Annotated in this window: 14 protein-coding genes; 10 read left to right on the forward strand and 4 right to left on the reverse strand. The window is 63.9% G+C overall.

Features of this window, described 5'->3' with window-relative positions; translation table 11 throughout:
• Nucleotides 1–121 precede the first annotated feature (121 nt).
• From dnaA to pyk, 4 genes are all read left to right on the forward strand, one after another.
• Complete coding sequence (gene dnaA / locus B9A95_RS13225; RefSeq protein WP_425429973.1) at nucleotides 122–1,492, forward strand: chromosomal replication initiator protein DnaA; 1,371 nt, start codon at nucleotides 122–124, stop codon at nucleotides 1,490–1,492.
• 390 nt (nucleotides 1,493–1,882) lie between these two features.
• The gene (gene dnaN / locus B9A95_RS13230; protein ID WP_084047754.1) at nucleotides 1,883–2,965 is read left to right on the forward strand and encodes a DNA polymerase III subunit beta; all 1,083 of its coding nucleotides are present in this window, start codon (nucleotides 1,883–1,885) and stop codon (nucleotides 2,963–2,965) included.
• Nucleotides 2,966–3,244: 279 nt separating this feature from the next.
• Nucleotides 3,245–4,513 carry a phosphopyruvate hydratase gene (gene eno, locus B9A95_RS13235; RefSeq protein ID WP_084047755.1) on the forward strand — a complete coding sequence of 423 codons (1,269 nt, stop codon included), beginning with the start codon at nucleotides 3,245–3,247 and terminating at the stop codon, nucleotides 4,511–4,513.
• Between the two features lie 91 nt (nucleotides 4,514–4,604).
• On the forward strand, nucleotides 4,605–6,053 hold the full coding sequence (pyk, locus tag B9A95_RS13240) for a pyruvate kinase (RefSeq protein WP_084047756.1): 1,449 nt from the start codon (nucleotides 4,605–4,607) through the stop codon (nucleotides 6,051–6,053).
• 175 nt (nucleotides 6,054–6,228) lie between these two features.
• On the opposite strand, the gene tyrS is transcribed toward pyk, so the two are convergent.
• Nucleotides 6,229–7,464, reverse strand: coding sequence for a tyrosine--tRNA ligase (gene tyrS / locus B9A95_RS13245; protein WP_084047757.1), 1,236 nt, complete (start codon nucleotides 7,462–7,464; stop codon nucleotides 6,229–6,231).
• Between the two features lie 322 nt (nucleotides 7,465–7,786).
• Between tyrS and B9A95_RS13250 the strand changes: the two genes are divergently transcribed.
• From B9A95_RS13250 to B9A95_RS13275, 6 genes are all read left to right on the forward strand, one after another.
• On the forward strand, nucleotides 7,787–8,302 hold the full coding sequence (locus B9A95_RS13250; RefSeq protein ID WP_084047758.1) for a hypothetical protein: 516 nt from the start codon (nucleotides 7,787–7,789) through the stop codon (nucleotides 8,300–8,302).
• Nucleotides 8,303–8,345: 43 nt separating this feature from the next.
• Nucleotides 8,346–8,906 carry an MOSC domain-containing protein gene (locus tag B9A95_RS13255; protein WP_084047759.1) on the forward strand — a complete coding sequence of 187 codons (561 nt, stop codon included), beginning with the start codon at nucleotides 8,346–8,348 and terminating at the stop codon, nucleotides 8,904–8,906.
• Nucleotides 8,887–9,564 carry a tRNA (adenine(22)-N(1))-methyltransferase TrmK gene (locus B9A95_RS13260; RefSeq protein ID WP_084047760.1) on the forward strand — a complete coding sequence of 226 codons (678 nt, stop codon included), beginning with the start codon at nucleotides 8,887–8,889 and terminating at the stop codon, nucleotides 9,562–9,564. The genes B9A95_RS13255 and B9A95_RS13260 overlap by 20 nt, the downstream gene beginning before the upstream one ends.
• A 294-nt stretch (nucleotides 9,565–9,858) precedes the next feature.
• Nucleotides 9,859–11,031, forward strand: a complete 1,173-nt coding sequence (locus tag B9A95_RS13265; protein WP_139806779.1) for a hypothetical protein — start codon at nucleotides 9,859–9,861, stop codon at nucleotides 11,029–11,031.
• A gap of 167 nt (nucleotides 11,032–11,198) precedes the next feature.
• Complete coding sequence (locus tag B9A95_RS13270; protein WP_084047762.1) at nucleotides 11,199–11,378, forward strand: hypothetical protein; 180 nt, start codon at nucleotides 11,199–11,201, stop codon at nucleotides 11,376–11,378.
• Entirely contained in the window at nucleotides 11,371–12,162 is a 792-nt protein-coding gene (locus B9A95_RS13275; RefSeq protein ID WP_245808303.1) for a monofunctional DNA glycosylase, read from the forward strand. Before B9A95_RS13270 ends, B9A95_RS13275 begins: the two co-directional genes overlap by 8 nt.
• A 28-nt stretch (nucleotides 12,163–12,190) precedes the next feature.
• On the opposite strand, the gene B9A95_RS13280 is transcribed toward B9A95_RS13275, so the two are convergent.
• The 3 genes from B9A95_RS13280 to def are packed head-to-tail and all read right to left on the reverse strand — an operon-like array spanning nucleotide 12,191 to nucleotide 14,431.
• On the reverse strand, nucleotides 12,191–12,805 hold the full coding sequence (locus B9A95_RS13280) for a hypothetical protein (RefSeq protein WP_084050722.1): 615 nt from the start codon (nucleotides 12,803–12,805) through the stop codon (nucleotides 12,191–12,193).
• Between the two features lie 31 nt (nucleotides 12,806–12,836).
• A complete protein-coding gene (gene fmt / locus B9A95_RS13285) occupies nucleotides 12,837–13,784 on the reverse strand; it encodes a methionyl-tRNA formyltransferase (RefSeq protein ID WP_084047763.1) in 948 nt (315 codons plus the stop codon).
• Nucleotides 13,781–14,431, reverse strand: coding sequence for a peptide deformylase (gene def / locus B9A95_RS13290; RefSeq protein WP_084047764.1), 651 nt, complete (start codon nucleotides 14,429–14,431; stop codon nucleotides 13,781–13,783). The genes fmt and def overlap by 4 nt, the downstream gene beginning before the upstream one ends.
• Nucleotides 14,432–14,464: the final 33 nt, after the last annotated feature.

Raw genomic sequence — 14,464 nt, forward strand, 5'->3', positions numbered from 1 at the left:
GGGGGAGAGAGGAGCCGGTGCTATGCTGGCCCGGCACGAACAGGGCCAGCCGGGAAGCAGGACCAGCGGGGGGCCGCAAGCAGGGGAGGTGCGCGTTATCACGCAGGAAATCTGGGCGGACGTGCTGGGGTACGTCCGCAAAAACATCTCGGAAGTCGAGTACCACACCTGGTTCGCGCCGGTCAAGAATCTGGGGGTGCAGGACGGCGCGCTCGTGCTGGGCGTGCGCAATTCCTTCGCCCAGGAGTGGTTCCGCAAGCATTATCTCGAACTGCTCGAAGACGCACTGCGAAGTCTGGGAGCGCAGAATCCGCAGGTTAGTTTTCAGGTTTTGCCGGCGGTACAGGAGGCCATGATCCTGGCTCAGGACCCGCCGCCTCCACCCACGCCGCTGGGCCGCCCTTCCCCCTCCAACGCCAGCGCCCCGCCTGCCATGGCTCCTACCGAGAACCGCCAGACCCTCAACCCCAAGTACACCTTTGAGAACTTCGTGGTGGGGCCGAACAACAACCTCGCGCACGCGGCGGCGCTCGCGGTCGCCGAGTCCCCCGGCAAGGCGTACAACCCGCTCTTTATCTACGGAGACGTGGGCCTGGGCAAGACGCACCTGATGCACGCCGTGGGGCATTACATCGCCGAGCGGTTCCCCGGCAAGCGCATCGAGTACGTCTCCACCGAGTCCTTTACCAACGACCTGATCAACGCGATCCGCGACGACAAGATGACGCAATTCAGAAACCGCTACCGCTCGGTGGACCTGCTGCTTGTGGACGACATTCAGTTCCTCGCGGGCAAGGAGCGGACGCAAGAAGAGTTCTTCCATACCTTCAACGCCTTGTACGAGAACCACAAGCAGATCATCCTGAGTTCGGATCGTCCCCCCAAGGACATCCAGACGCTCGAAGGCCGCCTCCGCAGCCGCTTCGAGTGGGGGCTGATTACCGATATCCAGTCCCCCGAGTTCGAGACGCGGGTCGCAATCCTGAAGATGAACGCCGAGCACAACCGCATCGACATTCCTCAGGACGTACTGGAACTGATCGCCCGGCAGGTCACGAGCAACATCCGGGAGCTGGAGGGTGCGCTGATGCGGGTGGTGGCCTTCGCCAGCCTGAACAACGTGGCCTTCTCGCGCTCGGCAGCGTCCAAGGCGCTGAGCAACGTGTTCGCCTCGCAGGAAGTCAAGGTGGAAATGATCGACGTGCTGCGGGCCACGGCGGCGCAATACGGCATGTCCGCCGAGATGATTCGCGGATCAGGACGTGCCCGGGACGTGGTGGTGCCCCGGCAGGTGGCGATGTACCTGATCCGCGAATTGACCGCGCATTCACTGCCCGAGATCGGCCAGTTTTTCGGGCGAGACCACTCAACGGTGATGCACGCGGTGTCCAAAGTGACGGAAGCCTTGGGCAGAGATGCCGAGTTGGCAGCAGCCGTAGACGCCCTTCGTGATCAGCTCAAATATGTGGAAGGTGAGGAAAAAGATGCATAATCTCACTCTTTTTTCTCCCAACAGCAGAATAAGTTCCAAAAATCGTTCCAAATTGATGTGCAGAGTTTCACGATCTGTGGATAACCTTGTGGATAACCTCAAAAATCTGTGGATAACTCGTCATTTTCTGTGGATAACTTTGTGGATAACTCGGGGGGTTATCCACAGGCAAAATGCCCTGTGGATAAGTAGGGGAGTTATCCACAGGTTATCCACAGGTTTTGCCACTTATCCACAGGGGGATTGTGGATAACTTTTTGGCTCCTGGCGCAGCCTGAGGCCACTTATCCACAGTTTCCACAGGCCCTACTACTACTACTACTATCTTTTTTAAGTATTTAGATACAGGTAAAAGATAGGGACGAACCCGGAAAGTCCAGAAAGGGAAACATGAGAGCGCACGTCACCAAGAAAATTCTCAGCGAAGGGCTTGGTCTGCTCGAACGGGTTATTCCCAGCCGCAGCAGCAATCCCCTTCTCACCGCCCTGAAGGTGGAGGCCAGTGAGGCAGGACTGACCCTCAGCGGCACCAACCTCGAAATCGACCTGTCGTGCTTCGTACCTGCGGAGGTGCAGGAGCCCCAAAGCTTCGTCGTGCCGGCCCACCTGCTCGCGCAGATCGTCAAGAGCCTGGGCGGCGAACTCGTTGAGCTGGAACTGACTGGCAATGAATTGGCCGTTCGTGCCGGTGGGTCTGATTTCAAACTCCAGACCGGGGACCTGGAAGCTTATCCGCCGCTCTCGTTCCCGAGTCACGCCGACGTGAGCCTGGACGCCGCCGAACTTGCCCGTGCGCTGGGCAGCGTCCGTTACGCCGCGAGCAACGAAGCTTTTCAGGCCGTATTCCGGGGAATCAAGCTCGAACACCGCGCCGATTTCGCCCGCGTGGTGGCGTCCGACGGCTACCGGGTGGCGATCCGCGACTTTCCGGCGAGTGGCGACGGCAGGAACCTCATCGTGCCCGCCCGCAGCGCCGACGAACTGATCCGCGTGCTGCGCGAGGGCGAGGCCCGCTTCACCTACGGCGAGGGCACGCTGAGCGTGACCACCGAGCGCGTCCGCATGAACCTCAAGCTGCTGGAAGGCGATTTCCCCGATTACGAGCGCGTGATCCCCAAGGAGATCAAGCTCCAGGTCACGCTGCCCGCCACGGCGTTGAAGGAAGCCGTGAACCGCGTCGCCGTACTCGCCGACAAAAATGCCAACAACCGGGTGGAGTTCATGGTGTCGGGAGGCAAACTGCTGCTCGCCGCCGAGGGTGACTATGGGCGGGCGCAGGATACGTTGGACGTGGTGCAGGGAGGCAGCGAACCTGCCATCAGCCTCGCCTTCAACGCCCGGCACGTGCTTGACGCCCTCTCACCCATTGAGGGAGACGCCGAACTCCTTTTCTCGGGCTCCACCAGCCCCGCTATCTTCCGCGCGAGCGGGGGCGGGGGTTACATGGCCGTCATGGTCACGCTGCGGGTTTAAAGGGCCAGCCAGAGCCCGCACGGGGCATGCGTTGCTCATGGCAGATTCTGGCCTGGGCTTTCTCAGGCAGCAGGCCCTGAAATTGGGCATCTGGAGCTTGCGGCAGTGGCGGCCGGGCTGAACAGGTGGCACTGACCTGCCGGGGAGATGCTTATAGTGTCTGCGGTACACCTCAGCACCCGCCACCGCTGGAGGGCCGCCGAGGGTGAGTCAAGCCCACAAGATTGGTGAGGACGGCCGGTTCCCAGACGGGCCCGCCGAAAGCAGGGAGGCAAGCGCATGAACATCGAGAAAGTGATCGCCCGGGAAGTGCTGGACTCGCGTGGAAATCCTACGGTGGAGGCCGAGGTGCATCTCGACACCGGCTTCTCGGGCCGCGCCATCGTGCCCAGTGGGGCCAGCACCGGCACCCACGAGGCCCTGGAACTGCGCGACGGCGGAACCCGCTACCTCGGTAAGGGCGTGTTGAAGGCCGTTCAGAACGTGAACGAGGCCCTCGGTCCTGCCGTGGTGGGCCTGGACGCCTCCGAGCAGGCGAGCATCGACGCGGCGTTGATGGCCGTGGACGGCACCCCCAACAAGGGCAAGATGGGCGGCAACGCGATCCTGGCGGTCAGTTTGGCGACGGCCCGCGCGGCGGCCAGCGAACTGGGTCTGCCCCTGTACCGGTACCTCGGCGGCAGCAATGCCAAGACGCTGCCCGTACCCATGATGAACGTGATCAACGGTGGTGCCCACGCTGACAACTCCGTGGACTTTCAGGAATTCATGGTGATGCCCGTGGGTGCTCCCACCTTCCGCGAGGCGCTGCGTTACGGGGCCGAGACCTTTCACTCGCTGAAAAAGGTCCTCTCGGGCCGCGGCTACAACACCAACGTGGGCGACGAGGGCGGCTTCGCACCGGATCTCAAGAGCAACGAAGAAGCCCTCGAAGTGCTGCTCGAAGCCATTGAAAAGGCCGGCTACGAGGCGGGCAAGGACATCGTGATCGCCCTGGACCCCGCTGTCACCGAGCTTTACAAGGACGGCCAGTACCATCTGGAAAGCGAGGGCCGCACCCTGAGTACCGCCGAGATGGTGGACTTCTGGGCCGACTGGGCGAGCCGCTACCCGATCCTCAGCATTGAGGACGGCCTGGCCGAAGACGACTGGGACGGCTGGCGGATGCTGACCGAGCGTATCGGGGACAAGGTGCAGCTTGTGGGCGACGACCTGTTTGTGACCAATCCCGAGCGCCTCGCGCGCGGCATCGATACGGGCGTGGGCAACGCGATTCTGGTGAAGGTCAACCAGATCGGCAGCCTGACCGAATCGATGGACGCCATCGAACTCGCCAAGCGCAGCCGCTACGGCACGGTGATCAGCCACCGCTCAGGCGAGTCTGAGGACGCCTTTATCGCGGACCTCGCCGTTGCCACCAACGCCGGGCAGATTAAGACCGGCAGCGCCAGCCGCTCGGACCGCATCGCCAAGTACAACCAGCTGCTGCGAATCGAAGACCAGCTTGGCAGCCAGGCCGTGTACCTGGGGCGCAAGGCGCTGAGGTAAGGGGTCGCCAGCGGCCAGTCGCCAGTCACCAGATGAAAACCGGTTTGCTGGCGACTGGCCGCTGGCGACTTTTGGAAGGAGTTCCAAAAACATGAAACATTTTGACAGGTCAACCAAAATTGTCGCCACCATTGGCCCCGCGAGCCGTGATCCGCAGGTGTTGGAGAGGATGATCGACGCGGGGCTGAATGTGGTCCGCATGAACTTCAGTCACGGGGACCACGAGGACCACCGTCAGACCTACCAGATGGTGCGCGAAATCGCGGCCCGCAAGGGCGTGAGCATCGGTATCCTGCAAGACCTCCAGGGTCCCAAGATCCGGGTGGCCCGCTTTGTGGACGGCGCAGTCACGCTGGAGCGCGGACAGAAGTTCACCATCACCATGGACGACGTCGAGGGCACCGCCGAGCGTGTGGGCAGCACCTACAAGGGCCTCGCGCAGGACGTCCACCCCGGTATGATCCTGTTGCTGGACGACGGCAACATGAGCCTCAAGGTGGACCAGGTGCGCGGCAACGACGTGCACACCACCGTGGTGATCGGCGGCGTGCTGAAGAACAACAAGGGCATCAATGTGCCCGAGGCCGACCTCTCAGTGCCTGCGCTGTCCGAAAAGGACGTGCAAGACCTGCGTTTCGGAGCCGAGCTCGGCGTGGACTGGGTGGCCCTCTCGTTCGTGCGCTCGCGGGACGACCTGCTGCTCGCGCGGCATTACATGGCCCGCTTCGGCTCGCGCGCCAAGCTGATGGCGAAGATCGAGAAGCCGCAGGCCGTGGACCGCTTCGAAGACATCCTCAAGGAAGTGGACGGCATCATGGTGGCGCGAGGCGACCTGGGCGTCGAGATGCGCCCCGAGCAGGTGCCCACCATCCAGAAGCGTCTGATTCGCCTGTGCCGCGAGCAGGGCAAGCCCGTGATCACGGCCACCCAGATGCTCGAAAGCATGATCAACCTGCCTCGCCCCACCCGAGCCGAGGCGTCGGACGTGGCGAACGCCATCTACGACGGTACCGACGCCGTGATGCTCTCGGCCGAGTCGGCGGCGGGCCAGTACCCCGTCGAGTCCGTCGCCATGATGGACCGCATCGCCCGTGAGGCTGAGTCGAGCGAGCACTACGCCCTTGTGCAGCGCCAGGTGGTTGTGGACACCGAACTGGCGCAAGACGCCATCGCCTTCGCAGCGTGTTCCATCGGCGAGAAGCTCGAAGCCTCCGTCATCGTGACCTTCACGAGCACGGGGGGCGCTGCGGCGCGCATCGCCAAGAACCGTCCCGCGCTGGCCATTCTGGCCCTGACGCCCAACGAGCAGACGCGCAACCAGCTCGCCCTGTCTTGGGGCGTGGTACCCAAGCTCAGCGAGGACCCCTACGACACCGACGACATGGTGCGCATTGCCAACGATGAGCTGAAGAAGAGCGGCCTGGCAGACACCGGAGACCGTTACGTGATCACGGCGGGCGTCCCATTCGGCGTCCGCGGCACCACCAACATGCTCCGTGTCGAGCGGTTGCGTGAAGAGGACATGAGCGACAGGGTTTAAATCCTCACTCCCTCTTTATTCTAGCTTCGCCTCTCTACGTATAAAAGGAGGCGAAGCTTTTTTATCCACAGGGAGCGTGTTTTTCCACAGCCCAAATGTGGATAACTTTCTGCTCTCCGCGAAGCTCGGCCCTCCCACAACGACGCAGGAAGGGACCTCCCACAGCCGGGGTGCCTCAGACCTCCAGGATCAGCCGCACAAAGCGGTCCTTGCCCTTCTGGATGACCGTGCCACCCTCTTTGCCCAGGTCCTCGCGGCTCAGGCTGCCGTGCCCATCTGTGTAGGTCTCCCCATTGAGCTTCAGGCCCCGGTTCCCAATCAATTTCCGGGCCGCACCATTGCTGGGTTCCAAGCCAGTTAGCGCAACGAGGCGGGCGAGGCTCACGCGACCGTCCTCTCCGAGCTCGGAGACGGAAATGGTGGCGGTGGGGATGTTCTCCGGAATGCTGCCCTTCGCCACGGCCTTGAAGCGTTCCTCGGCGGCGTCCAGATCGGCCCCCGGGTGCAGCCAGCCCACCACCTCACGGGCGAGTTCCCGGTGGGCGGTTACGGGATGCCCGGCAAGAATCTCTGCGATGCGTTCCTGCGGCAGGTCCGTCAGCAGAGTAAAGTAGTTTTCCATCAGCGGATCAGGCACCTTCATCAGCTTGGCGAACATCAGGTGAGGCTCGTCGGTCAGGCCGATGTAGTTGTCCAGGCTCTTGGACATCTTTTCCACGCCGTCCAGGCCGACGAGGAGGGGCAGCGTCATGACCACCTGCGGCTCCTGATCGTAGTCGCGTTGCAGCGCGCGGCCCACCAGGTTGTTGAACAGCTGATCGGTGCCGCCGAGCTCCACGTCCGAGCGCAACGCCACGGAGTCGTAGCCCTGGGTCAGCGGGTAGAGCAGCTCGTGGACGCTGATGGGCGTGCCGCTTTCAAAGCGTTTCTTAAAGTCGTCGCGTTCCATGATGCGCGCCACGGTGTAGCGGCTGGCGAGGCGGATCACGTCGGCGTAGCCCATGGGCTCGAGCCACTCGCCGTTGAAGCGCAGTTCCAGGACCTCCGGATCGTCACGCAGGATCAACTTGCACTGGTCGAGGTAGCTCTGGGCATTGGCGCGGGTTTCTTCCAGCGTCAGTGGCGGGCGGGTCTTGCTCTTGCCGGTGGGGTCCCCGATGATGGCAGTGAAGTCCCCGATCAGCATGATGACCGTGTGGCCCAGGTCCTGAAACTGCCGCATCTTGCGTAGGATTACGGCATGCCCGAGGTGCAGGTCCGGGCGGGTCGGGTCCGCGCCGAGCTTCACGCGCAGGGGAGCGCCCCGCTCGATCTTGCGGCGCAGATCATCTTCGGAAACCAGATCGGCTACGCCACGTTTGAGGAGGGCGAGTTGTTCGTCGGTGGACAGGTTGCGGCGAATCTGATTCATGTCGTCTCCAAAAGGAAAGGCGGCGCACTCGCTCACTTGCAGGTGCGCCGCTTTTGGGGTTGGATTTCAGGCTGTGACTGACCCTCCCACCTCAGCGGCGGGGTTTATACGCACGTCGGGTCAGACGCCTCATGCCCGGCAGTGTAGCAAGTCGGCGGCAGATGAGAAGTGGTGGGGGCGTTGCGGAATATGCAACCCGGGGGAACAGGCAGGGGCGCGGGTCCGTTCAGGCAGGGAAAGTGCAGAGGGGCACACTGACCGTACCGCAGCTTTCCCACGAGAAACGCCGAATACAAGCCCCTTTCTCCCTCCAGGAGCCACCATGTTCAAAGTGACCTTGACTGCTTCCCTGCTCGCCCTCACGTTCGCCAGCGCCGCGCAGACGTATATCCAGCTGCTCAACCCGACCCAGAGCTACGTGACTGGTCGAGGGATGGTGAAGTTTCCCTTCTCGTATCAGCCTGTCGCGCCCGCGTCTGGCCCCGCCATGTACCGTGACCCCGTGGTGCAGGGCAATTTCGATCAGCTCAAGAGGCTGGCCGAGTCGAACGGATACAGCCGCTCATGCGTGAGCCGAGAACTGCACCTGATTTCGGGCGGAGGCCTCGGTGCCCTGAAGGCCTCCGAAATGCAGTGGGTGGGAACACTGCAAAAGGCGCAGGGCTACACCCTCCAGCGTCAGGTCAGCCTGCCCACCTACCGGGCCGAAGGGGAGACCATCAGCGGCACCGCGTACCTGCTGAAGGTGCCCGGGCTGAAAATGCTGGAAACCTACGCCTTTTACCGCTACCAGAAGGCGAACAAGAGCTGGGTGCTGGTTTGCGGCTCGGGAGAGTGAACGTGACCGGCGCAGAAGCTGCCCGGCACGCTAACTTGTCTCCGTGAGGACCCTGCACGAGCTCCGCGCCACCTTTCCCCGGGCCGGACGGCTGGACTGGATCGGGCTGCGGGAGGCGCGGCGCGCACCCGTGCAGCCCGTCCTTGAAGCTGAGGTGCATCCTCTCGTCGGGCTGATTGGGGACCACGGGCGGCGCGTGCTCCATCCGGCTTCCACCCGACTGCCGGGTTCGGGCAAGCGGCAGGTCACGCTGCTGCAGGCCGAACACCTGCCCGTGATCGCGGTGTTGACCGGGTTGGAGCGCGTGCGCCCGGAGGACCTTCGCCGCAACCTGCTGGTGAGCGGCGTACCCCTGCTGGCCCTCAAGGCAGCCCGCTTTCAGGTGGGTGAGGTGGTGCTGGAGGGCACGGGCGAATGCCACCCCTGCTCGCGGATGGAGGAGACGCTGGGCGAGGGGGGATACAACGCAGTGCGGGGTCACGGCGGTCTGACCGCGCGGGTACTGAGGGGCGGAGTGGTCCGGGTGGGTGACCCAGTGGTTTTCCTGGGAAACAGCTTCCTTGGAGAAGACCGTGGGGAGAACAGTGCCGACTCCAGCGCTTGACCCCCGCCTGGAAGCGGTGCTGAACCTGATTCGAGTCGAGACGCACGCCGACATCGGCTCAGACCACGCCCACCTCCCCATTCGCCTGATCCGGGAGGGGCGCGTCCGGCACTGCGTGGTGGTGGAACTTCACCCTGGTCCCCTCGCCCTGGCCCGGCACAACGTGAATCGCGCCCGACTGGAGGACCGAATTGATGTGCGGGAGGGCGACGGGCTCGGGCCTCTGCACCCAGGAGAGGTGGAGAGCGCCAGCGTGACCGGCATGGGCGCGGGGACCATCGCGGGTATCCTGCGCCGGGGTGGCGGGCGGGTGCCGCCGGCCCTGGTGCTGCAACCCAATGACTCGCCCCTGCCGCTGCGGAGCTGGGCGCGCGAGGCGGGTTACCATCTGCGGGCCGAGCGGCTGATTCCCGGGTACTGGCCCTATCCGGTGTTGCAGTTGGAGTCCTCACATGGCCCTGACCCGGCTTACGCAAACCTACCCCTCTCGGCGGCCCTGCGTTACGGGCCTCACCTGCTGAGGGAGGGCTCAGCCCTGCTTCGCCAGAAGATTTGGGCCGATGTGGTGCGCCTCACTCCCCTGGCTGCGCCGGGCCGCACGGCGCAGACTGAACTGGAGACGGCGCAGGAAGCCCTGACCCTGCTGGGCGCGCCATAAAACCAGAATAAAAAACCCGCCTTGTGCGGCGGTGGTAGAAAAAAGGTAACCCGGTATACAACGAAAGTCGACGAGACCCACTGGGATGCGGACGAAAGTCTGCATATTTGAGAGCGGACGAGAAGAGGTGGTGCAAGCTGGAGGAATGAAGCCATACGTGCCCCGCGGCGCGTTCATGCGCCACCTCGACGCCTTCCAACCCCTCTTTCGCGACCGACGCCTGTTCCAGGGTTTTTCAACCACGGTGCAGGGGATCCTTGCCTCAGGTGGTTTACGGCTGTCACAGATTGCCCGGTGTGCCCCTGGAACATAGAGCACGCCGAACGCCGGCTGCGTCGCCTGGTGCACAACCAGAATGCTCGATCGGACCTTCGTCCTGCTCGCCTGACGGAGGCGCTGACCGACATGGGTGCCCGCCGGATGGCGGGCAGCGACGAAGTCCTGGTGATTCTCGACGAGTCCGACCTCCGGAAGCCGCACAGCGAACACCTGGAGCATCTGGATCGGGTGCGCTCTTTACAGGGAACGCCCGTCCGCGGTTTTCATACCCTGTGTGCCTTGGGCATCGCCCCGAATGGAACGAGGGCCGTGCTGTATCAGACGAGCTTCAGCACCCTTGCACCAGGATTTCGCAGCAAGAACAGCGAGTACCGCGCCGCGGTACTCGCGGTCAAAGATGCGCTCGCACAGCAGGGGGTGACACGACTGGTCTGGGTCCTCGACCGAGGGTTTGACAGCATCGACCTGTTGCGGTTTCTCCACAAGCAAGGGCAGCTTTTTCTTGTTCGTGCCGCTCACCTGGACCGTAAGGTCCAAGCTGACATTGGACTTCCGGCCCTGCCCCTGGCGGAGCAACTTCACCGCGCTTCTCGCCTGACGACCCTCTCAACCGAGAGGGTCATGTTTGATCCAGCAAGCAAGCGCCGCGCCGCGTTGCTCAACGTCCACGTGCACGGCATGACCGTGCACGTTCCGGGTCCCTCACCTCTGATCTGTACCGCCCTCCGCCTGGAAGCCAAAGCCCTGCAGGGGCATGGCTGGGTCCTTCTCAGCAACCTGCCTCTTCCCGAGGATGACGTCGCTGCACGCGCACGTCTGGCGACGCGTCTGGTTCAGGCCTACCGTCAGCGTTGGGCTACCTTGGACGTCTTCGCTTGGACCAAAGGCGTGCTGAAGTGGGAAAGTGTTCGCCTGATGCACTTCGAAGGTCTGCGGGTGTTGGTGGGCTGTGCGTGGATCGTCGCTGCCTTCCTCTTCGAACTGGGGACCACCCTAAACGACCGACAACTCCGCCTGGTCGCTCATCTCGGAGGCTGGAGACAGCAAGAACAACACCGACCGGGGAAGCGGGTCCTCACCTGGGGCCTCGAACGCCTCGCCATCTTCGTGATGATGCGAGAACAACGTTCAGATCCAGCACGCAAAGATGAGGTTGACGCCCTCCTCGACAGCCTTTTCGCCCCTTGATCTTTTCGTCTGCATTTCAGTGCATAACGTTGACAGTGGCTGTATCCCGCGCTATTCTTTTTTCATCACCGCCTGAAGAGGCGGCTTTTTTATTTGTTACTTCAGCTCTAAACGCCCCTTTACCTGCGTCTCGTCTGTCTCGCCGCCACGGCAGGCAGGCTGAGCGCATGAGCGACGACACGCAAAAGACCGGCTACGATCCCGCCAACACCTCGCCCGCTGAGGGGCAGAGCCATCCTATTCCCGAGGCGGCGCGCGGCCAGGACCCGAACATTGATCCCGCCGATAAGGACCAGCCCGCCGAGGGGGGACGCGAGGAAGCCGAAGACGATACGGGCCGTGGCTGAAGAACAGCTCCTGAATGTGGCCCGCACCGACGAGGAGCGGGCCGAACTGCTGCGCTGGATGTACGCCACCCTGCGCCCAGAATACGGCGAGAAGCCCCTGGTGGCCCGGCGTGCGCCCATGCACGAGCTGATCAGCACCATCCTGTCGCAGCGCACCACCCATCAGGACGAGGAAGCCGCCTACCAAGAACTGCTGACCCTCGGAAGCTGGGACGAGATTATCGATGCTCCCACCGGGGCCGTGGCCCACGCCATCCGCCGCAGTAACTACCCGGAGAGCAAGGCCCCGCGCATTCAGGCCACGCTGAAGGCGGTCCGCGAGCAGCGGGGCGGGTACGATCTGGACTTTCTGGCCGGTCTTCCAGTGAAGGACGCGGTGAAGTGGCTGACAGACTTGCCCGGCGTGGGCATCAAGACCGCCTCGCTGGTGCTGCTGTTTAACTACGCCCGGCCCGTCTTTCCGGTGGACACCCACGTTCACCGCATCAACACCCGGGTAGGCACCATTCCCCGCATGGGCGAGCAGGCGGCTCACCGAGCGCTCCTCAAGCTGCTGCCGCCGGACCCGCCCTTTCTGTACGAGTTGCACGTCAATTTGCTGAGGCACGGCCAACGGGTTTGTATCTGGGGACGTCCGAAGTGCCCCGCCTGCGTGCTGCGCGAGCGCTGCGATGCCCACGTGATCTACGGGAACAACGTGCCCAGTTTTGGGGAAAAGCCCCCCAAGCCAGAGGGCAAAGTCCCCAAGGCTGGAGACCTGTTCAGCGCCGGGGGGGAGGGCTAGCCCTCCGCTCTTTGCCGCTGGGAGGCCTTCAGCCCCGCTCGCGTTCCCGCAGCACCACCTGCACCAGCCCAAGCGTGACCAGTTCGGTTTCTTCCGGGCGCACGGGACGCAGTTCCTCCACCGTGAAGCGGCGGGAAAAGACGCTGCGGCGCTTGCGAACGCGGAAGGCGGGCTGTCCGGCGGCGTCCGTTACGGTATAGGTGGGGTTGACGAGGTAATCAAAGCCCATGGCGACCACGTCGCCCACCAGCGGAACCGCGCCGATCACGCCCTCCAGCACACCCAGCCAGGGATGATCGTCGCGAATGGTGAACTCGGGGCGGCCATCCGGCCCCAGGAGCTCGTACCCCGCTGCCCAGAGGGTGCGCATCCCCTGCGCCTGGAGCGCGCCCACCTCGCTCTTATCAGCGCGCTGAATCAGGCGTCGGGCCTTCCAGTCGAGCGCCCCCGCCATCAGCCCCTGCGCGCGGATGCCGTGGGTCTGGTGCTTGCGGGCCTCGTCGGCAAACACGCGCACCTCGTCGCGGATGCTGAATTTCTTCTCCTTGACCACCGCAATAAGGTGGCCAGAGGCGTCAGTCACGCGCAGCTCGGTAAAGAGGCTGAACTTGAATTCGAGGCTAAGCGGAAAGGTGGCCTGCATAAAGGTGGGCTGCACACCTCCAGGTACGCCTTCAGGACGAGGGTGGTTCCCAGAGATCAAAGCGCGTACCCGCCGAGACGCCCGCACTCTGCGCCCAAAGTGCGGCGGACTGGGCCCTCCGCGCCTCCGGTTGCACGGTCTCCAAGCGCACAGCTCCCCGCCCGCACGCCACCCTCAGCCCCTCGCTGTCCACACCCAGCACCTCGCCGGGTTGACCCTGGCCCTCCGCTATACCCAGGCCGCCGAGCTTCAGGCGCGCACCGTTGAGGAAGGCCGTGGTCTGGGGCCAGGCCGCCACGCCCTGGAAACGGTTGACCACTGCCCCTGCGTCCTCCCCCCAGCGCACAAAGCCGTCCTCCTTGACGAGCATGGGCGCGTGGGTGGCTTTTGCCTCGTCCTGCGGCGTGGGGATTAGGTCCGGCAGGCGCGAGAGGGCCTCCACAATCAGCCGGGCAGCCTGGGTGCTCAGGGCGTCGGCGAGTTCTATGCTGGTCCATTCCGGGGCAATGGGCAGTTCCTCCTGAAGCAGAATTGGCCCCGTGTCCATGCCTTCGTCGGTCTGCATGATGGTCGTGCCCGTCACGGATTCGCCGCGAATGAGGGCCCACTGGATCGGTGCGGCTCCGCGGTACGCGGGCAGCAGGCTGGTGTGTGTATTCAGGAAGCCGAAGCGGGGTAGGGCGAGCAGCGGCGCGGGCAAGATTTTGCCGTAGGCGCAGGTAACGGCCACGTCCGCTCCGCTGTCACGCAGCTGCGCCTCGAACGTCCCGTTTCCCCGCAGCTTTTTCGGTTGGGCGAGCGGCAAACCCAGTTCGGCGGCGCGGGCAGCAACGGGCGGTGGCGTGAGCTTGAGGCCCCGGCCCACGGGCTTGTCGGGCTGCGCGACGACGAGCACCACTTCAAAGCGCTCCCGGATGGCCTCCAGCACGGGCAGGGCAAAAGTGGGCGAGCCGAAAAACGCGATGCGGGGAGCGCTCAACCCTGACGCTCCCGCCGCCGCTTCTCTGCCTGCGTGAGGTCATTCAGGTACTGCTTGGCCTTGCGCTGCATGCCCGCCAGCTCCTTGCGGTAGTCGTCGGTGACCTCAGCGGGCAAGCGGTCCAGGAAGAACACGCCGTCGAGGTGGTCCACCTCGTGTTGAAAGACGCGGGCGAGGTAGTCGTCGGCTTCCAGGGTACGCTCCTGGCCGTCGAGATCCATGTAGCGGACCTGCACCGCGCGGGACCGGGGCACGCCCTCCTCGTAGATGCCGGGGATGCTGAGGCAGCCTTCCTGATAGGTGCGGTCTTTTTTCTTGTCGATCACGGTGAGAGTAGGGTTGAGCATCGCGAAACTACGCAGCACGCGCGAGCGCAGCGGCTTCTCACCGCCCTCGTTCTCCTCCTCGTCGTCCTCGTATTCCACGGCCACGAACATGCGGACCGGTAGGCCCACCTGCGGCGCGGCCAGGCCAACACCGCGCGCCTCGAACATGGTTTCGAGCATGGTGTTCGCCACCTCGCGCAGCGGCTGTGGATCAAAGCCGGGCACGGCCAGGGTTTCGGTGGCTTGCACCGCCCGCGCCTTGCGGCGCAGCACGGGGTCGCCGTACAGGCGGATGGGATACACGCGTGGGGCCTCAGCCATATCCCTCCGTTTTACCAGAGGGACGCTTCCCCG

This window comes from Deinococcus hopiensis KR-140 (assembly GCF_900176165.1).
GTDB classification, from domain to species: Bacteria; Deinococcota; Deinococci; order Deinococcales; family Deinococcaceae; genus Deinococcus; species Deinococcus hopiensis.

Bases quoted from the DNA above. Each gene is read 5' to 3' on its own strand.
- dnaN (WP_084047754.1), top strand. From the start codon at position 1,883: ATGAGAGCGCACGTCACCAAGAAAATTCTCAGCGAAGGGCTTGGTCTG.
- eno (WP_084047755.1), top strand. From the start codon at position 3,245: ATGAACATCGAGAAAGTGATCGCCCGGGAAGTGCTGGACTCGCGTGGA.
- pyk (WP_084047756.1), top strand. From the start codon at position 4,605: ATGAAACATTTTGACAGGTCAACCAAAATTGTCGCCACCATTGGCCCC.
- tyrS (WP_084047757.1), bottom strand. From the start codon at position 7,464: ATGAATCAGATTCGCCGCAACCTGTCCACCGACGAACAACTCGCCCTC.
- B9A95_RS13250 (WP_084047758.1), top strand. From the start codon at position 7,787: ATGTTCAAAGTGACCTTGACTGCTTCCCTGCTCGCCCTCACGTTCGCC.
- B9A95_RS13270 (WP_084047762.1), top strand. From the start codon at position 11,199: ATGAGCGACGACACGCAAAAGACCGGCTACGATCCCGCCAACACCTCG.
- B9A95_RS13280 (WP_084050722.1), bottom strand. From the start codon at position 12,805: ATGCAGGCCACCTTTCCGCTTAGCCTCGAATTCAAGTTCAGCCTCTTT.
- def (WP_084047764.1), bottom strand. From the start codon at position 14,431: ATGGCTGAGGCCCCACGCGTGTATCCCATCCGCCTGTACGGCGACCCC.